This is a genomic window from Tenacibaculum soleae, from assembly GCF_030549005.1.
Taxonomy (GTDB): domain Bacteria; phylum Bacteroidota; class Bacteroidia; order Flavobacteriales; family Flavobacteriaceae; genus Polaribacter; species Polaribacter soleae.
In genome coordinates this window covers 25,983-46,724 of sequence record NZ_JAUOSW010000004.1, presented here as the reverse complement: position 1 = coordinate 46,724, position 20,742 = coordinate 25,983, and the positions used below count along the sequence as shown (strand labels likewise).

At 30.0% G+C, this 20,742-nt stretch carries 19 protein-coding genes; 15 read left to right on the top strand and 4 right to left on the bottom strand.

Annotated features, from left to right (window positions below; genetic code table 11):
* Positions 1–16 precede the first annotated feature (16 nt).
* The 12 genes from Q4586_RS06630 (at position 17) to Q4586_RS06575 (ending at position 13,541) form a co-directional block, all read left to right on the top strand.
* Entirely contained in the window at positions 17–934 is a 918-nt protein-coding gene (locus Q4586_RS06630) for a hypothetical protein (RefSeq protein WP_068702464.1), read from the top strand.
* Positions 921–1,928: a vWA domain-containing protein gene (locus Q4586_RS06625; RefSeq protein ID WP_068702462.1), complete on the top strand. Its 1,008-nt coding sequence runs from the start codon at positions 921–923 to the stop codon at positions 1,926–1,928. The genes Q4586_RS06630 and Q4586_RS06625 overlap by 14 nt, the downstream gene beginning before the upstream one ends.
* 3 nt (positions 1,929–1,931) lie before the next feature.
* Positions 1,932–2,972: a VWA domain-containing protein gene (locus Q4586_RS06620; RefSeq protein WP_303527600.1), complete on the top strand. Its 1,041-nt coding sequence runs from the start codon at positions 1,932–1,934 to the stop codon at positions 2,970–2,972.
* A 17-nt stretch (positions 2,973–2,989) separates the two neighbouring features.
* Positions 2,990–3,799 carry a tetratricopeptide repeat protein gene (locus tag Q4586_RS06615; protein WP_303527598.1) on the top strand — a complete coding sequence of 270 codons (810 nt, stop codon included), beginning with the start codon at positions 2,990–2,992 and terminating at the stop codon, positions 3,797–3,799.
* A gap of 51 nt (positions 3,800–3,850) precedes the next feature.
* Positions 3,851–5,614 (top strand): BatD family protein, encoded by a 1,764-nt coding sequence (locus tag Q4586_RS06610; RefSeq protein ID WP_303527595.1) that lies wholly within the window; start codon positions 3,851–3,853, stop codon positions 5,612–5,614.
* Positions 5,614–6,366 (top strand): SH3 domain-containing protein, encoded by a 753-nt coding sequence (locus Q4586_RS06605; protein WP_068702454.1) that lies wholly within the window; start codon positions 5,614–5,616, stop codon positions 6,364–6,366. The genes Q4586_RS06610 and Q4586_RS06605 overlap by 1 nt, the downstream gene beginning before the upstream one ends.
* Positions 6,367–6,422: 56 nt before the next feature.
* On the top strand, positions 6,423–6,722 hold the full coding sequence (locus Q4586_RS06600; RefSeq protein WP_068702452.1) for a hypothetical protein: 300 nt from the start codon (positions 6,423–6,425) through the stop codon (positions 6,720–6,722).
* 106 nt (positions 6,723–6,828) lie between these two features.
* The gene (locus tag Q4586_RS06595; RefSeq protein ID WP_303527587.1) at positions 6,829–8,691 is read left to right on the top strand and encodes a SulP family inorganic anion transporter; all 1,863 of its coding nucleotides are present in this window, start codon (positions 6,829–6,831) and stop codon (positions 8,689–8,691) included.
* Positions 8,692–8,695: 4 nt separating this feature from the next.
* Entirely contained in the window at positions 8,696–9,325 is a 630-nt protein-coding gene (locus tag Q4586_RS06590) for a carbonic anhydrase family protein (protein ID WP_303527584.1), read from the top strand.
* A gap of 412 nt (positions 9,326–9,737) precedes the next feature.
* The gene (locus tag Q4586_RS06585; RefSeq protein ID WP_303527581.1) at positions 9,738–10,040 is read left to right on the top strand and encodes a hypothetical protein; all 303 of its coding nucleotides are present in this window, start codon (positions 9,738–9,740) and stop codon (positions 10,038–10,040) included.
* Between the two features lie 76 nt (positions 10,041–10,116).
* On the top strand, positions 10,117–10,878 hold the full coding sequence (locus tag Q4586_RS06580; protein ID WP_303527578.1) for a GLPGLI family protein: 762 nt from the start codon (positions 10,117–10,119) through the stop codon (positions 10,876–10,878).
* Positions 10,857–13,541 (top strand): carboxypeptidase-like regulatory domain-containing protein, encoded by a 2,685-nt coding sequence (locus Q4586_RS06575; protein WP_303527575.1) that lies wholly within the window; start codon positions 10,857–10,859, stop codon positions 13,539–13,541. The genes Q4586_RS06580 and Q4586_RS06575 overlap by 22 nt, the downstream gene beginning before the upstream one ends.
* Positions 13,542–13,575: 34 nt before the next feature.
* Here the strand turns inward: Q4586_RS06575 and Q4586_RS06570 are convergent, their stop codons facing one another.
* A complete protein-coding gene (locus Q4586_RS06570; RefSeq protein WP_068702446.1) occupies positions 13,576–14,109 on the bottom strand; it encodes a CvpA family protein in 534 nt (177 codons plus the stop codon).
* A gap of 114 nt (positions 14,110–14,223) precedes the next feature.
* Between Q4586_RS06570 and Q4586_RS06565 the strand changes: the two genes are divergently transcribed.
* Positions 14,224–14,580 carry a hypothetical protein gene (locus tag Q4586_RS06565; RefSeq protein WP_271406412.1) on the top strand — a complete coding sequence of 119 codons (357 nt, stop codon included), beginning with the start codon at positions 14,224–14,226 and terminating at the stop codon, positions 14,578–14,580.
* 92 nt (positions 14,581–14,672) lie between these two features.
* Here Q4586_RS06565 and Q4586_RS06560 read toward each other — a convergent pair whose 3' ends face one another.
* Positions 14,673–15,467: an SDR family oxidoreductase gene (locus Q4586_RS06560; protein ID WP_303527567.1), complete on the bottom strand. Its 795-nt coding sequence runs from the start codon at positions 15,465–15,467 to the stop codon at positions 14,673–14,675.
* A 122-nt stretch (positions 15,468–15,589) separates the two neighbouring features.
* On the opposite strand from Q4586_RS06560, the gene Q4586_RS06555 reads away from it, so the two are divergent.
* Positions 15,590–16,966 carry a TlpA family protein disulfide reductase gene (locus tag Q4586_RS06555; protein ID WP_303527565.1) on the top strand — a complete coding sequence of 459 codons (1,377 nt, stop codon included), beginning with the start codon at positions 15,590–15,592 and terminating at the stop codon, positions 16,964–16,966.
* Positions 16,967–17,019: 53 nt separating this feature from the next.
* Here the strand turns inward: Q4586_RS06555 and Q4586_RS06550 are convergent, their stop codons facing one another.
* Both Q4586_RS06550 and Q4586_RS06545 read right to left on the bottom strand, forming a co-directional pair.
* A complete protein-coding gene (locus Q4586_RS06550; RefSeq protein ID WP_303527563.1) occupies positions 17,020–17,379 on the bottom strand; it encodes a YraN family protein in 360 nt (119 codons plus the stop codon).
* On the bottom strand, positions 17,379–18,290 hold the full coding sequence (locus Q4586_RS06545; protein ID WP_303527560.1) for a S66 peptidase family protein: 912 nt from the start codon (positions 18,288–18,290) through the stop codon (positions 17,379–17,381). The genes Q4586_RS06550 and Q4586_RS06545 overlap by 1 nt, the downstream gene beginning before the upstream one ends.
* A gap of 185 nt (positions 18,291–18,475) precedes the next feature.
* Here Q4586_RS06545 and metG point away from each other — a divergent pair, with 185 nt between their 5' ends.
* Positions 18,476–20,530 carry a methionine--tRNA ligase gene (metG, locus tag Q4586_RS06540; protein WP_303527557.1) on the top strand — a complete coding sequence of 685 codons (2,055 nt, stop codon included), beginning with the start codon at positions 18,476–18,478 and terminating at the stop codon, positions 20,528–20,530.
* Positions 20,531–20,742 lie beyond the last annotated feature (212 nt).

Genomic DNA, 20,742 nt, shown 5'->3' with positions numbered 1-20,742 from the left:
ATTGACTGAATAACAAATGAAAGCTAAATTATTCTATCTATTCTTACTAATTTATAACGTTGGATTTTCGCAATCTGACAAAATAAAAATTGAAGTTGACACCACTAATATTCGTATTGGTGAGCAATTTCAATATAAAATTTCGGTAAATGAAACCGAAAATGTTATTCTGCCAAAACTAGAAAACTTACAAGGTTTAGAAGTTGTAGACACTTTAAAAGTTGATACCCTTAAAAATAAATTAATCCAAAAATATGTTTTAACTGGTTTTGATAGCGGTGCGTTTTACATTCCACAACAACAAGTCTTTATAAAAAATCAAGCCTATTTAACAGATAGTTTGCTAATTAACGTAGCAACTGTTGCCATTGATACTTCAAAGATCAAAAAATTTCCTATTAAAGGCATTAAAGGAGAACCCTATCAATTTGACGATTTTAAAAATTACTTTTGGTGGGCATTAGCTATACTTATCATAATTGGTTTACTATTGTATTTCTTTGTTTTCAAAAAGAAAGAAGAAACTGTCGAAAAAGTTATTGTTCCGTTATTACCACCTTATGAAGAAGCTATTGAAAAACTACAAGAATTAGATAAAAAATTATTGTGGCAAAACAATAAAATTAAAAAGTATTACAGTGAGTTAACTGAAATTGTAAGAGCCTATATTGAAAGAGAATTAAACATTCCAGCTTTAGAGGTTACTACTGATGAGTTAGTTGATATTTTGAATGATTTTAACGAAGTAAAATCGATTGAAACTGATAAAGAAACCATTTATAAATTACGAAAATTATTACAAGAGTCTGACTTAGTAAAGTTTGCAAAATCGAAACCAATGGCGCATCAAATTGAAGCTGATCGTAAAGATGCCAAACTTATAATTGATAATTTAAAACCTAAAAAAGAAGCAATAGAAGATGAAGTGGAATAATTTTGAGTTTCATAGTCCGGAGTTTTTATGGTTACTGATATTAATTCCGTTATTAGCATGCTGGAATTTCTATTCTCGAAAAAAAGACAGCGCACATTTAACCATTTCTAGTGTTAAAGGTTTTAAAGTACAAGGTAATATTTTATCAAAACTAAAACCGTTACTCTACTTTTTACGCTTAGCAGCTTTAACTTGTTTAATTATAGCCTTGGCTAGACCAAGAAATGTTGCTGTAAGTAAAAAAACAAAATCTAACCGAGGTATTGATATTGTAATGGCAATTGATGTATCAGCAAGTATGTTAGCTAAAGATTTAAAGCCAAACAGACTAGAAGCCTTAAAAAGAGTTGCAGGCGATTTTGTAAATCGTCGACCAAACGATCGAATTGGAATTGTAGTTTATGCTGGTGAAAGTTTTACACAAACACCTATTACTAGCGATAAATCGATTGTAAAAAGAACCATTTCAGAAATTAAATGGGGCCAGTTAGAAGGCGGTACTGCTATTGGTATGGGATTGGGATCGGCAGTAAACAGGCTAAAAGAAAGTAAGGCTAAAAGTAAAGTTATTATTTTACTTACCGACGGTGTAAATAATGCAGGGTTTGTAGATCCAAAAACAGCGACCGATTTAGCCAAAGGAAACAACATAAAGGTATATACTATCGGGATTGGAACGAACGGAATGGCTCCTTTTCCTTGGGCAAAAGACCCGCGTACTGGTAAAATATCTTTTAAAAATCAGCAAGTAGAAATTGATGAAGAATTGTTAAAATTTATCGCTAATGAAACAGCCGGAAAATACTTTAGAGCTACTGATAACTCTAAATTAAAAGCTATTTATGATGAAATTGACAAGCTTGAAAAAACAAAAATAGAAGAATTTAAATACTATAATTATACCGAAAAATATAGACTGTTAGTCTTTTTAGCAGGTATCTTTTTATTATTAGAATTCACATTAAAAAACACCTTATTTAAAAGTTTTATATAAAAAATGTACAGAATAGAAGAACCAACATATTTTATATTATTTGCAATTATTCCTGTATTAGTTGTTATATTTTTACTGACTTTATGGTGGAAAAAACGTACCCAGAAAAAATTTGCAAACGCAGTATTATTAGCAAAAATTGCGCCGAATGCATCAACTTTTAAAGCAGTTTTAAAAATGATTTTCTTTTTAATCGGAATATCATTTTTAATCATTTCATTGGTAAACCCTAAAATGGGAACCAAACTAAAAACAGTAAAACGCGAAGGTGTTGATGTAGTTTTTGCCTTGGATGTTTCTAAAAGTATGTTAGCCGAAGATATTGCACCAAATCGATTGGAAAAATCAAAACAAATCATTTCTAAAATAATCGATAAACTTGGTAGTGACAGAGTCGGAATTATAATTTACGCAGGTAACGCATATCCATTGTTACCAATTACCACCGATCATGCAGCGGCTAAAATGTTTTTGCAAAATGCTAATCCAGATATGGTTTCGAGCCAAGGAACCGCTATTAATGAAGCCTTAAACTTAGCTAAAACCTATTATAATAATGATGAACAAACCAATCGTTTTTTAATTATTATTTCTGATGGTGAAGATCATCAAGAAGAAACCAAACAAATTGCGCAAAATATAGCAAACGAAGGTGTAAAAGTGTATACCGTTGGTGTGGGTTCTGAAAAAGGAGGACCAATTCCGATTAAATTAAATGGCGCGCTTATTGGTTATAAAAAAGATAGAAAAGGTGAAACTGTAATTACCAAAAGAATGTCTCCTGTTTTACAAGATATTGCAGAAGCATCAAATGGTAAATATATGGATGGTAACAAAACAGACAATCCTGTAGAAACAATTCAGAATATTATTGCAAATGCACAAAAAAGTGAATTTGAAACCAAGCAATTCTCTGATTACAAAGATCAATTTCAATGGTTTTTAGGTATTGGATTATTATTTTTAATTATCGATTTATTTTTCTTTGAAAAGAAAACAAAATGGGTTAAAAAAGCTGATTTATTTAACGAAAAAGATTCGTAGATTTTATTTTATAAAGAATGAAACAATTACAAAATATACTGTGCTTATTTTTAATGCTAATTACCATAACGGTATCGGCACAGTTAGACACGTTAAAACTACAACGTGAAGCAAGAAGTTTATTACGCGAAGGAAATAAATTATATAACAAACAGAAATTTGGCGATGCCGCAATTGCTTACAGAAAAGCATTAGGAAAAGACAGTCAATATGAAAAGGCTAGTTATAATTTTGGGAATACATTATATCAAGAAAAAAAATATAAAGAAGCCGTTGCGCAGTTTGAAGTAACTGCAAAAACAGCAAAAAATAAAATTGAAAAAGCAGAAGCATACCATAATATTGGTAATGCAATGATGGAACAAAAACAATATCAACCTGCTGTTGACGCCTTTAAAAATGCCTTACGAAACAATCCTAACGACGATGAAACGCGTTACAACTTAGCGGCTGCTCAAAAAGATTTAAAAAAGCAGCAAGAAAAAGACAAAAAGGATAAAAACAAGGACAAGAATAAAGATAAAAAAGACAAGGATAAGAAAGATCAGAAGGACAAAAAGGATCAGAAAAACGATAAAAATAAAGACAAAAAAGGCGACGACAAAGATAAAAAGGACGACAAGAAAAATCAGGAGAAAAAAGATCAAAACAAACCTAATAAAAAGGATAAGAAAGACAAAAAGCCTCAACCTAAACAAGCTAAAATGTCTCCTGAGCAAATGAAGCAGTTGTTAGAAAGTTTAAACAACGAAGAGAAGAAGACACAAAAGAAAATGAATGTTAAAAAATCGAAAGGAAGAAAAGTAAAACAAGAAAAAGATTGGTAATTTTTCAATTATTAAAATCTTAATTATTTTTACATTTTTCGAAAAACTAATATGAAATTTAAAACATACATCTCATTACTAATCTGTTTTATAACACTAACAATTAATGCGCAAGAATCTGCATTAAAAACAAGCGTTAGTAAAAACAAGCTAGGCGTTAACCAGCGTTTGCGTGTTGAGTTTTCTATTAACAAACAAGGTGCTGATAACTTTACACCCCCAAACTTTAAAAACTTTAAAGTTGTTGGTGGGCCAAGCCAATCGGTAAGTCAATCTTGGATAAACGGTAAGGCTACTTTTAGTCAATCCTATACTTACATTATACAACCTAAACGAAAAGGTGAATTTACAATTCCTTCAGCAAGTATTGATATTGATGGAGAAACAATAAAATCGAATTCTGTAAAAATTATTGTTTTAAATGCTGTTGAAATTCCTAAAGACCCAAATGACCCTAATTATATTGCACAACAAAATATTCATTTAGTTGCAGAGCTTTCTAAATCGCAACCTTATGTAGGCGAAGGTATTTATGTTGAATATCGATTATATTTTAGTGAAAACGTAGGTATTTATGATAATGCTATCACAGAAGCACCACAGTATAATGGCTTTTGGAATCAAGAGATTAAAAGAAATGGAACTCCTGTAAAAACAGGTATGTACAATGGAGAACGCTACCGTTATGCTGTTTTACACAAAGCACTTTTAATACCTACAAAGGATGGACGTTTGACGATAGATCCAATGAAAATGGACATTATTGTTGCTGTACCTACTGGACGTGCTGATTTTTTTGGAAACGTAATCACAAAACAGGTTCGAAAAGAATTTTCTTCTGCTAAAAAAATAGTGCGCGCAAAAGCGTTACCAACTGAAAATAAACCTGTTAATTTTACAGGTGCAGTAGGGCAATTTTCTTTTGATGTTGCATTAAGTAAAAATACTTTAAAAGCTAATGAATCATCAACAATAAGTATAGCTGTAAAAGGTAATGGTAATTTAAAATTATTTGAACTTCCTACTATTGAAACACCAAAAGAACTAGAAGTTTATCAACCTGAAAGAAAAGAAAAAGTAAGTGTTACCGCTAACGGATTAAGAGGATCTGTTACTGACAATTATACTGTGGTACCCGAATTTAAAGGAAAATATAAGATCCCTAAAACTAGCTTTTCGTATTTTAATCCAAAAGAAAAAGTATACCAAACCATTACAACTGAAGATTTATACGTTGATGTTTTAGAAGGTAAAGAATTACCAATTACTACGCAACAAAATTCAAATGTAAAACAAGCTGTAAAAATTACGGGAGATGATTTTAGATACATTCAAACCTCAACTTCTTTAAATTCTGTAAGCACTTCAAACTTTTTTAAATCCACCTTTTTTTACTTGCTATTATTTTTGCCAATAATTACAATTCCTGTTGTAATTTTTATCAACAAGAAAAAAGAAGAACGTGATGGCGATATCGCTGGTAATAAACAAAGAAAAGCTGATAGACTTGCCAAAAAATATTTATCAGAAGCACAGAAAGAATTAGGAAATAAAGAAGCTTTTTATGAGGCTTTAGAAAGAGCATTACATAATTATTTAAGAGCAAAATTAGGCGTAGAAACAGCAGAGATAAGTAGTGAAAAAATCACGGAATTATTGCAAAAAAAACAGGTTGACAACACAAGTACTACAAATTTTATTGCTGTTTTAAATGATTGTGATTTTGCCAGATATACGCCTATTACCGATGTACAAATGAAAGAAGAGTACGAAAAAGCTAAACAAGTTATAACTCAATTAGATAAACAATTATAATGAAACAAGTTATTGCACTATTATTGTTTTTTATATCAAGCATTATTGTAGCACAAGCTACTGATGAATTATTTGTTAATGCAAATTCATTATACAAAGATGGCAAATATGTTGATGCTGTTAAATTGTATGAAGAAATTATAACCACAAAAAATGTTTCTTCTGAATTATATTACAACTTAGCAAACACCTATTATAAGTTAAACAAAGTCGCACCGGCTATTTATAATTATGAAAAAGCACTCCAATTAAACCCTTTAAATGAAGATGCTCAAAACAACCTAATCATTGCAAAACGCTTAACTTTAGACAGAATAGAAGAGCTTCCAAAAACTGTTTTACAAAAAATAAATGAAAATTTTTTACAAAAATTAACCTATAACACATGGGCTATTATTGTAATATTACTTTCTTTTTTAGCTTCTTTTTTATTTTTAGCTTACTATTTTTCATATGCACCAGGTAAAAAAAGATTATTTTTCACTACAAGTATTTTATCTTTTTTATTAGTAATAATTAGCCTTATAATCACTTATTCACAATACAATCAATCAATAAAAAACATTGAAGCTATTATTTTTTCTGAAGAAATAGAAATTAAAAACGCACCTACAAATGATGCTGATGAAATTTTCACATTACATGAAGGTACCAAAGTTAATATACTAGACACTGTTGATGATTGGAATAAAATAAAGCTAGTAGATGGAAAAACAGGGTGGATGTTATCTAAAAATTTAAAGCCATTATAACATTTAAAGTCTGTAAAATTAATTATTTTTGTTTTTCTTTAAAAACTGATTTCCATTTGAAACCTAAAATAGCTCTTTTTTTCACTATTTTATTTGTAGGTATAATTATTACCCCTACAGTAGTGTCTTTGATTGATAAAAATCAAGATATTACTATTTTTTTTGAGTTGAATGAAGAAGAAGAGAATAAAGGACAAAAGGCAATAAAAATTTTTGCTCTAAAAACACAAGTTAACGAATACAATACTTCTATATTTTTTAAAAATATTCAAAAAAAGAAAAATGTACGTTTTAAATCCAAAAACTACATATCTGAATTCTCAAAAATATTAACTCCACCTCCCGAGTTACTTTAGCATAATACACTTTTTATTACTCGTAATTTATTTATATAAAATTGCAAAACACATTTCATAACCTTTTCATTACAGGAAGGTTAAAATTTATTATTACATTTAATTTATGAAAAAATTATTCTCAAATTTCAAAGGAGATTTATTTGGTGGTATCACTGCCGGTATTGTTGCACTTCCCTTAGCCTTAGCTTTTGGGGTATCTTCAGGGTTAGGACCAAGTGCTGGTTTGTATGGTGCAATTTTTATTGCTTTCTTCGCTGCTCTTTTTGGAGGTACAGATACACAAATATCTGGACCGACAGCTCCAATGACAGCCGTAAGTATGGTTGTCGTTGCAGGAATACTTGCTACCAACGATGGTGATATTAATAAAGCTTTACCAGCTATTTTAACCGTATTTTTACTAGCAGGATTATTTCAAATTTTACTAGGTATTTTAGGCTTAGGAAAATACATCCGATACATTCCTTACCCTGTAGTATCAGGGTTTATGACTGCCATTGGTTTAATAATTCTTATAACTCAAATCTTACCATCGGTAGGTTATTATGCCAAAGAAGATGTTGAATTTGTACAACAATTTAAACCGCAAGCGGAAGAATTAATTTTAGAAAACATCTTAAAAGAAGAAGCTGGTGAAGGTATTTTAGTTCTAGAAGATTTTAGAGAAACTATTAAAAGATCTGAAGCTACTACACAAGCTGATATTTTAAAGGAAAGTAAAACGTTAGCTGGCAAGGAAGCTTCAGGCGCTTTAGGTGCCTTAAAAGTTTTACCTAGGGCTTTATCAAATATTAATTGGTTAGAATTATTATTAGCACTTGGAACTATTATAATTATTTACGGCTTTAAACGAATTACAACAGCTGTACCAAGTACCCTTGTTGCTTTAGTTGTAATGACAGGAGTTGCTTTAGGCTTCGGCTTAAACTATCGTCCTATTGAAGAAATCCCTGGAGGATTCCCTATACCAAATATGCGTATTTTCACAAATTTTAGCTTATCTGGTATTACACCATATATTTTTACAGCATTAACTTTATCGTTATTAGGTGCCATTGATTCGTTATTAACATCAGTAGTTGCTGATAATATGACCAAAACAAAGCACAAACCTAATAAAGAACTTGTTGGACAAGGAATAGGAAATAGTATCGCTGCTATTTTTGGAGGTATTCCTGGTGCTGGTGCTACTATTCGTACTGTGGTAAATATAAACTCTGGTGGTAAAACCAAATTATCAGGTATGGTTGCTGGAGTTATGTTATTGGTAATTTTATTAGGCTTAGGCCCTATTGCTTCTAAAATTCCTGCTGCCGTATTAGCCGGTATTTTAATTACCGTGGGTATTGGAGTAATGGATTACAAAGGCTTAAAAGCAATACCTAACTTACCTCGTGATGCTAAAATTGGACCTTTTAAAGTAAGTTCTGAAGTGATTATTATGATCGTGGTGTTATTATTATCAACTTTTTGGAATTTAGTATACGCCGTAGGTATTGGTTTAGTAATTGCCTCGTTAATGTTTATGAAAAAAATCGGTGATTTAACTGCCGAACGTTCTGATGTAAAATCATTAAATGAAGAAGCTTGGGCTGATGAAAAAGACTTTCCGAAAGAATTAAAAGAAGAAGTTTTTATCAAACATGTTAAAGGACCTTTATTTTTTGGATCAACAAGTGATTTTCAAGCATTAGCAAAACAAATTCCTGCCACGGCATCAAACGTAATTATTCGAATGGGAAGAATGCAGTATATAGATCAGTCGGGTTTATATGCTTTAGAGGATATGTTAGTTGATTTAGAAAAAAGTGGCGTAACCGTTTTATTAGTAGATGTATTAAAACAACCTCGTTATATGATGGAACGTATTGATATTATTCCTGACCTAATTTCTGAAGAACATATCTTCGGCACCTTTGACGATTGCCTTTCATGGGTAAAATTAAATGTATCAAATAAAAATTAAAAAAATGAGAAATACAGCAATAACAAAAGAAGTACAAAACACATTAACTCCAAACGGAGTATTACAAGATTTATTAGAAGGTAACAATCGCTATGTAGCTAATAATTTAACAGCATCAAATGTTACTGAATTAGTAAAACAAACTACTGACGGACAAAATCCTAAAGCAGTAATTTTATCTTGTATCGATTCTCGTGTACCAGTAGAATTAGCTTTCGACCAAACTATTGGTGATGTTTTCGTAGCTCGTGTAGCGGGTAACTTTGAAAACGTTGATATTTTAGGGTCGATGGAATATTCTTGTGCAGTTGCAGGAAGTAAATTAGTTTTTGTTTTAGGTCACGAAAGTTGTGGAGCCGTAAAAGCTGCTTGCGATGGTGTAGAGCTTGGTAATATCACTGCTATGTTAGATAATATTGTACCTGCTGCCAAATTATCTTCAGAACAAATTGATGGTGAAGCAAACTCATCAAACAGTGCGTTTGTAGCAAAAACCGTTGAAAATAATGTAAAAATGACCATTGAGCGTATCCGTGAAAAAAGTAAAATTTTACAAGAAATGGAAGACAATGGTGAAATTAAAATAGTTGGTGGAGTATATTCTTTACAAACTGGTAAAGTTACCATGTTATAATATTTTCTACTTTATAAAACCAAAAATCCGAAGTTAATAACTTCGGATTTTTTTATACCTCAACTTAATGTTAATAGGTATGATCAAATATAAACGTTAAAGAAACGTTAACAAAAATAGGGTTAACCCTATTTGAATTAGGGATAACCCTAACAAACAATTAGGGGTATTGGGTATTGTGAATTATAAGTTTGATTTATAAGTTTGATTTATAAGTTTGATTTATAAGTTTGATTTATAAGTTTGTAACAGTAATAATCATAAACAATTAATAGCATTAAAAATTTTTATTTTTTATCAACAATACTAGTTAGTGATTAATCTAAAAGTTAAAATGCTAAAAAATTAGGTTATTACTTGGTTGCAAACGAATCACTCTAGACCATAATGGAGTATTAATTTTTTAAATATTATGAAAAAAGTAATTTTTATTTTAGCTTTTATACTAATAGGAACGTATGCAAATGCTTCCACAGAAAACCCAATTATTGACAACACAAAAACTGAATTTGTTAAAAGTTATGTTTTTAATGGTTTAAGCGCAATTACAAAAACGGTTATTGAAGCAGATATTTGTACTATAACAGTTACTTATACAACATCTGATGGAGTAAGACATAGCGCTACCGCATCAAACAATAGAGGTGATTGTGGTAAAGCTCAACATCTTGCAGATGCAGTAGCACTGAAAATGGCAGAAGATTGGATTAAATAATTAATAAAATAAACAGTTCCACAATGTGGCACTGTTCTTCTGAAACACTTAAACAATATTTTTTGATATAAAAAGAATGAAAAAAACAATTCTACACCTATTTTTATTTTTAATAACAGCAACTGTTATGGGGCAAAACTCATTAGAAGTACAATATGATGCTATTACAAATATTAGTCAATTATATAAAACTACTGGAGTTTTAAAAATAAGTAATAATAAATCGCATTATATAGTATTAAAATCAAAAAATGGATTAAAAACAAAGACTGAAAAATGGATAAATGGAAACCTGCATATTACCCTACCTGAATCTGATAAAAGACCACAAGTATTTACTGATATTAATAAGAATTTATTATTATCTGGACGTAATAAAATGAAGATGCTTAAAGAACAATTACCTAAAATTAATTGGAAAATAACAGATGAGTTTAAAGATATAGGTGAATATAAATGCCAAAAAGCAACTGGCTACTTTAGAGGCAGAACATACAACTGTTGGTTTACACAACAAATACCAATACCTTTTGGACCTTGGAAACTACAAGGATTACCAGGTTTAATAATTGAAGTAAAAGATGCTAAAAAAGAAATATATTTTAGAGTTACTAAAGTAACTTTTAAAGATACTATAACTATTAACAACTTTCCTGATGAAGAAAAGGCAATACCTTTAAAAAAGTATATTGAGGTTATTCTTCCTAATAGAATGAAAGAATTAACTTCAAAAATGAATGCACAAAACAGTGATAGAAACACCACTGTAATAACATCGTCTACAGATAGAAATTCTCAAAAAGAGATAATATACGAATGGGAAGAAAAACAAAAGTAAATACCTTATTTTTTAGTTTGTTTTTTTTCTTAATATGTACTTATAGTTTTTCGCAAACTATAATTTCAGGTACTTTAAAAGATAATAAAAATAACATAATAACAGGAAATGTAATTTTAAAAGACAGTTTACTTAAAAATTATATTTCTTACACCTATGCAAACAAAAAAGGGTATTACCAACTTAAAACAAATAAAACAGGAAACTTTAATTTAGTATTTTCTTCATTAGGTTTTAAACCTAAAACAACACCAATAGTAGTTCATAAAAACCAAGCTGAAATTACTGTTAATGTAGTTTTACAAGAAGATGCTATAAGTTTAGATGAAGTTGTTATTAAAGCAGAAAAATCGGTTTTTACAGAAAAAGATACCATTCGTTTTAGAACAAAAGCATTTACCAACGGTACCGAACAAACGGTGGAAGATTTACTAAAAAAAATACCTGGTTTAAATATTGATAGCGAAGGGAGAATAAAAGTAGGTAACCAAGAAATAGAAAAATTAATGATTGATGGCGATGATTTTTTTGAAAAGGGCTATAAAGTATTATCTAAAAACATGCCTGCACACCCAATTGAAGAGGTAGAAGTGTTAAAAAAATACTCAAACAACCATCTTTTAAAAGGTATCGAAAATAGTGATAAAGTAGCTTTAAATTTAAAGCTCAACGAAAAATCGAAACGTATTTGGTTTGGTAACATCAGTTTAGGATATGGCTTGTTTTCTGAAAACAGGTATGAAACAAAAGCTAACTTAATGAATTTCGGAAAAAAGAATAAATACTTTTTTTTAACCAGCCTTAACAATACTGGTATAGATGTTACGGGTAGTATAAATCAATTAATAAACCCTACTAGTTATAACGAACCTGGAAGCATTGGAGATAATAAATCTACCAGAAATTTATTAAACTTAGCTATCTATAATTCATTTTTTGATAAGGAAAGAACCAATTTTAACAATACCGAATTAACTTCTTTAAATGCCATTTTTAATCCATCAAAAAAACTAAAAATAAAAGCCTTAAGTTTTTTAAATTGGGATGAAAATAGTGACGCCAAAACAAGTATTGATAATATAAATACTGGCAATACCAATTTTTCAAATACTGAAAACTCTGAATTAAATAATGATAAAAAGATTGCTTTTGGTAAAGTTGATATAATTTATAACATCGACAAAAATAAAATGCTGGCAGCGACTACCAAATATAAATATGGCAACTTTAACGACTCCTCTAATTTAACTTTTAATGGTAATAGTACTACCGAAAATTTAAAACATCAAAATAATATTTTCGATCAAAAGATAATTTTTACAAATCGCCTCAATAATAAGAAAGTCTATGTAACAACAGGGCGTTTTATCAATGAAAAATCGCCTCAAAACTATCAAACAAATCAATTTTTATTTCAAGATTTATTTCCAAACTCTGCCAATGCGAATAATATAAAACAATTAAGCAATAACGAAATGACATTTGCTGGTTTTAATACGCATTTACTGACCAAAAAAGAAAATGGTGATTTATTAGAGTTGCAATTAGGAAATGAATATAGAGCCGATAAATTAAACACACAACTTACTTTATTAGAAAACAACACTATTATAAACTCGCCAACTGATTATAAAAATACAACTGAGTACAAAGTTAATGATGCGTATTTAAAAACTAAATATCATTTAAAAATAAAAGATTTGCGTCTTATTGGTAAGTTAAACTTTCATAACCTTACTAACAATTTAAATGACAATACTCTTAATAAAAGTGAAAACTATTTTTATATAAATCCAAGTATTGGTATTGATTGGAAAATAAATGATAAAAATAAAATAACCTCATCTGTTTCATACAATACTACAAACGCTAAAATAGTAGATGTTTATAACAATTTTGCATTAACAAGTTTCCGGTCTTTTACTAAAGGTACCGGTAATTTTAATCAACTAAACGCATCAACTGCAAATTTAAACTACTCTTTAGGTAATTATAGCGATCGATTTTTTGCTTATTTTAGTTTAATGTATACTAAAAATTACGATTTCTTTTCGAGCAATAGTTTAATACAACAAAACTATAATCAAGCTGAAAAAATTATAATTAAAGATAGAGAATATGTAAGCATAAACTCTAAAATAGATTATTATTTTAAATCGATATCTTCTAACCTTAAATTAGATGTAGGCTATACTAAAAGTGAGTTTAAAAATAGTGTAAATAATACTGGTTTAAGAAAAGTAACTTCTAACAATTATAATTATGGTGTAAACCTACGATCTGGATTTAGAGGTTTTTTTAATTATCACTTTGGTACAAAATGGAACACTTCTAAAATACAACAATCAAGTTTTAAGAATTCATTTACAAATAATAAAAGTTTCTTAGATTTATCTTTTGTTTTTAGCAAGAAATTCAATGCTGATATACAATCTGAACGTTATTATTTCGGAAATTTAGAAAAAGATGCTACTTATAATTTTGTAGATGTTAGCGTTACCTACAACCTTATAGATAATAAATTAACACTTTTCCTAACGGGTAAAAACTTATTAAATACTAAAACATTTAAAAGTTTTTCAATTAGTGATATCGGAACATCAACTACAGAATACAGGCTTTTACCAAGGTTTGCGTTACTAAAATTAAAATACAGATTTTAAACAAAAAATCCGAAGTTAATAACTTCGGATTTTTTTATACCTCTTTTTTTAAATTCTCTTCAATCTCAGGAATTGTTACTTCACCATCATCTTTAATTATTGATGGAAAAATTGTTGGCGCTATCTTTTTAACCGGAGCATATAAAATAGATTCCTCTAAGTTTTCTTTGTTTACAAACGGAATCGTATCATTCATTTTTCCGAAGAAAATAAAAATAACACTTAAAATTAATCCGATTTTTAAAGCGCCAAAAACACCTCCTAATATTTTATTTAAAGCGCCTAATGAGGCAAAATCAGCTATTTTTGTCAATGCTTTACCTAGTAAAGAAATTGTAATTATTATTACAACAAATGTTCCCGCAAATGCCGCTAATGAAATATACTTTTCATCCCAAGTAACACTATCCTTTAACCAATCGGCAATAAAATACGAAAAATGTATTGCGCCATAAACTCCAGCTACCAAAGCTACCAAAGAAGCAACCTCAACAAACAAACCTTTCATCAATCCTCTTATAAAACCAAAAAGAAGTAAAGCTGCTATAATAATATCAAATGTATTCATAAATGTAAAATAATGGCATTTTAATTAAAATATACGCACTAAATAATTATGTGTGCAGATTCTGCATCAAATATACACAACTCATTTGTATCTTTGCTAACTCAAAAAACACAGATGGAGAAAGAAGTTAACTTAAAGGAAAAATGGGATTTTTTGGTAAAAAATTTATCAGATCAATTTGCCGATGGTGATGAGTTAAATGTTGATGCCGTTATTTATTTAATTGGCGTGCAAGAGTTAGGACAAGGGCAACGTAAATTTAAAAAGGACGAAAAAGTAAATCTTATGCATATTGCTATTTGTAAACTTTTAGAACCTTACGGATATTACGAATTTGATTTTTTTGATAATGATGGTTGGCCTCATTATAAAACCTTAACAGAATTACCAAACTTAAAACCTGGTGAACAATCTGTTTTAATAAAAGAAGCAATTATCAATTACTTTGAATTGATTAATTTTTTTAAATAGTTTTTATAAGCTATTCATTACGAGGAAGAATAACGAAATAATCTTTCTCTGAATTGAAAAGATTGGTTTATTTTCTTGGCAGTATCTTATATTTAAGTAACACTTAATTTTCGAATCATTTTTGATAAAAACTTAGGAAAAAAACGTTTTGCATATACGCCTAACTTTTCTTTTACACCAGCAATATACACTTCCTCTCGTTTATTTTTTATTGCCTTTAGCATAAGTTTAGCAAAACGGCCTGGGTTAATTCCATTTGCCGTAGCACTATCCATTTTATTTTGTGGAGAACCATCACCCGTTAAAGCGTTTTTAGAAACATTGGTAGTTACAAAACCCGGGCAAACTAAAGTTACCGAAATATTATCGTTGTAATGTTCGGCGCGCAAACTATCAAAAAAACCATGTAATGCATGTTTCGTGGCTGCATAAGATGACCGTAGTGGAGTACCAATTTTACCCACAATACTAGTAGTTACCACTAAATGACCAGATTTATTTTTAATAAAATGAGGCAACAACGCCTTGGTCAATGCTACCGTGCCTAAATAATTTATATCCATCAAACGTTTATCTACCGAAATATCAGTGTCTTTTATTAATGAGCGTTGACTAACACCTCCATTATTTACCAAAACATCAATCTTTCCAAAACACAACAATGCAGCTTCAACTTTAGATTTCATGTTTTCATAGTTTTCTAAATCAAGTGGAACAATTTTTACTTTTGAAGGATTTTTACACACATTTCCAACTTCGTCTAAAGTATTTTTATTTCTTGATGATAAAATTAAGTTTACCTCATACTTTGACAGTTCAATTGCCAATGATTTACCGATACCAGAGGAAGCTCCAGTAATCCAAAACACTTTATTTTTCAAACTCATTTCTTTATTTTATTTGTAAAACTTCTCTAAAATAAGCAAGAAAAAATAAAAACGGTACACTTCTTGGATAGAAGTTAACAAATGACTAGTTTTAAAACTTATTAATAACCCTTTAAAATATAATGATGAAAAAATTACTGGCACTATTAATATTCGCCACTTCAATAGTTAACGCTCAATATACCGTTAAAGGAACGATGACCCCTCCTGAAAAAACCGATTGGGTTATTCTGTATAAAATAGAAGGGGCAAAGCAAAAATTTGTTCTAAATTCTACCATAAAATTTGACACCATTCTTGTTGGTGGAGAACAACAAGTATTAGGTAAATTTCAACTTGACTTGCCTAAAGATACTAAACCAGGAGCTTACAGAGCTACCTACAGAAACAAAGGCGCTGGGTTTGTAGATTTTTATTTTAATAAAGAAAATGTAGAGTTTATTTTTAATCCTAAATACCCAGATGAATCTGTTGTATTTACATCGTCAAGAGAAAATAAATTATATAATGAATATTTAGAGGCTTATATAAAAATACAAAATAAAATTGATAAAAGTCAAGGTACTTATATTACAGAAGAAGATAAAGAAGCGAAAAAAACATACAAAAAAGCAATAAAAGAGCTTGAAGATGTGCAAGACATGTATGAAAACAAATCGGAAGGAATGTTGGTAAACCACTTTATCAAAGCTACCCAACGTTACAACCCTTCTAGTCCTATCGACAATATGGAAGATTATATGGAGTCAACGATAGATAACTTTTTTAAATATATCGATTTTGATAGTGATGTATTGTACAATTCATCTTTTTTAATGGACCGTATTAACGATTACGTTTTTTACTTAAACTCTTCAGAAGACAAACAGGTTCAGCAAAAGCTTCTTAGAAAAGCTATCGTTACAGTAATGAAACAAATTCCCAAAGGAAAACTTAAAAAAACTACTTTAGAATTTTTAATTACTTCTTTGGCAGATAAGCGTAATGGTGAAGCTGTAGATTGGGTATTAGCTGAATACTATGACAAATTACCTTCAGATCAATTTGATGCTGAATTTAAAGAAGAAAAATTAACATTATTAAGAGCTACTATTGGTAGAACTGCACCTGATTTTTCATGGCAAGAAAATGGAGAAGAATTAAAACTATCTACATTAAACGATGGTGAAAAATATTTACTAATATTTTGGAGTACTGGTTGCCCTCACTGTGTTAAAGAAATACCTGTTTTACATGAATCTATGAAAAACCGTAACGATGTTTCTATTATTTCATTTGGTATTGAAAATGATAATGTAAAATGGACAGAGTTTGTTAAAACCTTACCTAATTGGCACAACGCTATAGGAACACACCCAACATGGAAATGGGATAATGAAACCGTAAAAATGTATCAATTATTAGCAACGCCTTCTTATTTTGTACTTGACAGTAATAAGAAAATTATTGCGATGCCTGACCATATGGAAGATGTTCAAAAGTTTTTTGAAAACAATTAAATAACATTTTTTAATAAAACAAGAAACCCTACAAATTTGTAGGGTTTCTTGTTTTAAAAATATAAAAAAGCATCTTTAATATGCTGTATCGTATAACTCTCTTTGTTATTCAATACGGCAATTATATCAAATCGAATTTCTACATCTAAATCCTTTTCTATTACATAATTATCAATTGCCATAACAAGTAATTTTATTTTCTTCGGATTCACAAAATCTTGCGGGTTTCCAAAATAGTTAGAAGATCGCGTTTTAACCTCTATCACTACTAAAACAGCTTCTTTTCGCGCAATAATATCAACCTCAGCTTTTTTGTATCGGTAATTCTTCTCTACTATTAAATATCCTTTTTTTTCTAAATATTCAATAGCTAATTCCTCCCCTTTCCTACCAAGATCATTATGTTCTGCCACTATTTAAAACTTACTGTTGTTGTTTCTTTAATATTTAATTCAATATTTCTTCCCATAATTAAAGCTCTGTTATCAGGCTCATGACCCGCAGGAAAATTAAATAGAATCGGAACATTTTTAGGAATAACCTCTAAAATTAGTTGCTCTATCGAGCTTCCCCATGGTGTTGTGTTTTTTTTAACCTTAGTCATATCACCAACAATTACTGCTTTTACTTTGGTAAAATATCCGGCGCGCTTTAAACTTTGCAGCATACGATCTATCGAATATTTATACTCTCCAATTTCTTCAATAAATAAAATTTTACCTTCAGTAGAAATCTGACTATCAGAACCTAACATCGATGCTAAAATAGCGATATTTCCTCCTACTAATTCTCCAGAAACCATTCCTTTTCTACTCCTTTTAGAAGATGAAATTTCATAACGCAACGTTTCTCCAAACAATGCCTTTCGCAAAGTTTCAATCGTTTCAGGAATATCTTGTGGGTTGTCTTGCATGCTTGTTCCCATCATTCCATGAATCGTTTCTACTCCTAAATTATGAATATGGTTATGAAACGCGGTAATATCTGAATAACCGATTACCCATTTCGGACTTTCTTTAAACTTCGTAAAATCTAGTTTATCTAAAATTCTAACCGAACCATAACCACCACGAGCCGCCCAAATTGCTTTTATATTCGGATTATCTAAAGCTTGTTGAAAATCCTCACAACGTTCATCATCAGTTCCTGCAAAATGATTGTTTTGAGAAAACATGTATTTTCCATAAACTACTTTCAACCCCCAAGTTTCAGCTAACTTCTTTGCTTTATCAATGATATATTTCCTGTTTTTTAAAATTCCTGCCGGAGCAACTATTGCAATCGTATCTCCTTTTTGTAAATAAGCTGGCGTTTTTAATTTCATAAGGGCTGTTTGTGAAAAAACTGATGAAAATATCAGTGTGAAAAACAATGAAAATATTACTTTTCTCATAACTAAATATTACTTTTTACTTTTTAAATCATAGAATCTATCAAATGTACCCATTTTATAACAGTTTAAAAAATTGCTTTTTCGTACTTTTGCGCTTTAATTTTTAGGATAAAAAAATGAGTACACCAAAAAGATATACAATTACAGCAGCATTACCTTATACAAACGGACCAATTCATATTGGGCATTTAGCGGGTGTGTATGTTCCTGGAGATATTTACGCACGTTTTCTTCGTCAAAAGGGAAAAGACGTGGCTTACATTTGTGGTTCAGATGAACACGGTGTTGCCATACCAATGCGAGCAAAAAAAGAAGGTGTTACTCCACAAGATATTATTGATAAGTATCACGGAATTATAAAAAAATCTTTTGTTGATTTCGGAATTTCATTTGACAATTATTCACGTACCTCATCTGAAATCCATCATAAAACAGCTTCTGATTTTTTTACAAAATTATACAACGATGGTGAGTTTATTGAAGAGGTTACCGAACAGTTATACGATGCCGAAGCAAACCAATATTTAGCCGATCGTTTTGTAATTGGTACTTGCCCTAAATGTGGAAATGAGGAAAGCTACGGAGACCAATGTGAAAAATGTGGTACCAGTCATAATGCTACCGATTTAATCAATCCAAAATCGGCAATTACTGGAAATGTTCCTACTTTAAAAGAAACAAAACACTGGTTTTTACCATTAGATAAACATGAAGCTTTTTTACGTGAATGGATTGTAGAAGGACACAAAGATGATTGGAAACCAAATGTTTTAGGACAATGTAAATCGTGGATTGATGACGGTTTACGACCAAGAGCAGTAACGCGTGATTTAGATTGGGGAATTCCGGTACCTATTGAAGGAGCTGACGGAAAAGTATTATATGTTTGGTTTGATGCACCTATCGGATATATTTCTGCAACTAAAGAATGGGCTGCTCGCGAAGGTAAGAACTGGGAAGATTATTGGAAAAAAGACGATACTAAATTAGTACACTTTATTGGTAAAGATAATATTGTATTTCACTGTCTAATTTTTCCATCAATGTTAAAAGCACATGGCGATTTTATTTTACCAGAAAATGTACCTGCAAACGAGTTTTTAAATTTAGAGGGTAATAAATTATCAACTTCTAAAAACTGGGCAGTTTGGTTACACGAATATTTAGAAGATTTTCCAAATCAGCAAGATGTGTTACGTTATACCTTAACAGCAAACGCACCAGAAAGTAAAGACAATGATTTTACTTGGAAAGATTTTCAGGCAAAAAACAACAATGAGTTAGTGGCTATATTCGGTAACTTTATAAACCGTGTGGTAGTTTTAACTAATAAATACTACGATGGGCAAGTTCCTGCGGCTAATGAATTATCAGAAATTGATGAAGATACTTTAGCTGCTTTAAAAGAATTTCCGAATATCATTGCAAAATCTATTGAACGTTACCGCTTTAGAGAAGCATCACAAGAATTAATGAATTTAGCGCGTTTAGGTAATAAATACTTAGCTGATGAAGAGCCTTGGAAAATGATTAAGGTTGATGAAGAACGTACTAAAACAATTATGAATGTTGCTTTACAAATTGCTGCAGGATTAGCTATTTTATCAGAACCTTTTTTACCGTTTACTTCTACTAAATTGAAATCAATTTTAAATATTGATGCTAATTTATCTTGGGAAAACGTTGCTGAAAAAAATATTTTAATTGCTGATAATCATCAAATAAATAAAGCCGAATTATTATTCGCTAAAATTGAAGATGCTGAAATTCAGGCGCAGTTAGATAAATTAGAAGCTACCAAAAAAGCAAACGAGGCTGAAAACAGAGTTTTAGAGCCTCAAAAAGAAACCATCGAATTTGATGATTTTACAAAAATTGATATCCGCATCGGTACAATTATCGAAGCTGAAAAAGTAGCCAAAACTAAAAAGCTTTTAAAACTTACCGTTGATGTTGGTTTAGATAAAAGAACTATTGTTTCTGGTATTGCCGAAAGCTTTAAACCTGCCGATATTATTGGGCAACAAGTAAGTGTAGTTTGTAATTTAGCACCACGTAAATTAAAAGGTATCGAAAGCCAAGGTATGATTTTAATGACTGATACTCCTGATGGCAAACTAGCCTTCGTTCAGCCTTCTGAAAAGGTAACTAACGGAGAGTTTATTTCTTAAATAAAAACAACATTTAACATAAAAAACCACGTATTTAATACGTGGTTTTTTATGTTAAAAACTAATACTTTTTCATAAATTTAAATTCTCATTACTTACTCATAACCTTCTTAACATTACTATAAGGTTTAAAAAACACATTTGTAACTTTTTACTAACCTTAATAAAACTTTACTCACGGTAAATGAAAATAATTTTGTCGACAACAAAAA

Coding starts and splice junctions, on each gene's coding strand:
- Q4586_RS06545 (WP_303527560.1), bottom strand. CDS start 18,290: ATGAAATTAAAAACGCCAGCTTATTTACAAAAAGGAGATACGATTGCA.
- Q4586_RS06555 (WP_303527565.1), top strand. CDS start 15,590: ATGATGAAAAAATTACTGGCACTATTAATATTCGCCACTTCAATAGTT.
- Q4586_RS06570 (WP_068702446.1), bottom strand. CDS start 14,109: ATGAATACATTTGATATTATTATAGCAGCTTTACTTCTTTTTGGTTTT.
- Q4586_RS06590 (WP_303527584.1), top strand. CDS start 8,696: ATGAGAAATACAGCAATAACAAAAGAAGTACAAAACACATTAACTCCA.
- Q4586_RS06595 (WP_303527587.1), top strand. CDS start 6,829: ATGAAAAAATTATTCTCAAATTTCAAAGGAGATTTATTTGGTGGTATC.
- Q4586_RS06630 (WP_068702464.1), top strand. CDS start 17: ATGAAAGCTAAATTATTCTATCTATTCTTACTAATTTATAACGTTGGA.
- Q4586_RS06625 (WP_068702462.1), top strand. CDS start 921: ATGAAGTGGAATAATTTTGAGTTTCATAGTCCGGAGTTTTTATGGTTA.
- Q4586_RS06620 (WP_303527600.1), top strand. CDS start 1,932: ATGTACAGAATAGAAGAACCAACATATTTTATATTATTTGCAATTATT.
- Q4586_RS06610 (WP_303527595.1), top strand. CDS start 3,851: ATGAAATTTAAAACATACATCTCATTACTAATCTGTTTTATAACACTA.
- Q4586_RS06575 (WP_303527575.1), top strand. CDS start 10,857: ATGGGAAGAAAAACAAAAGTAAATACCTTATTTTTTAGTTTGTTTTTT.
- Q4586_RS06615 (WP_303527598.1), top strand. CDS start 2,990: ATGAAACAATTACAAAATATACTGTGCTTATTTTTAATGCTAATTACC.
- Q4586_RS06560 (WP_303527567.1), bottom strand. CDS start 15,467: ATGAGTTTGAAAAATAAAGTGTTTTGGATTACTGGAGCTTCCTCTGGT.
- Q4586_RS06580 (WP_303527578.1), top strand. CDS start 10,117: ATGAAAAAAACAATTCTACACCTATTTTTATTTTTAATAACAGCAACT.
- Q4586_RS06565 (WP_271406412.1), top strand. CDS start 14,224: ATGGAGAAAGAAGTTAACTTAAAGGAAAAATGGGATTTTTTGGTAAAA.
- Q4586_RS06605 (WP_068702454.1), top strand. CDS start 5,614: ATGAAACAAGTTATTGCACTATTATTGTTTTTTATATCAAGCATTATT.
- Q4586_RS06585 (WP_303527581.1), top strand. CDS start 9,738: ATGAAAAAAGTAATTTTTATTTTAGCTTTTATACTAATAGGAACGTAT.
- metG (WP_303527557.1), top strand. CDS start 18,476: ATGAGTACACCAAAAAGATATACAATTACAGCAGCATTACCTTATACA.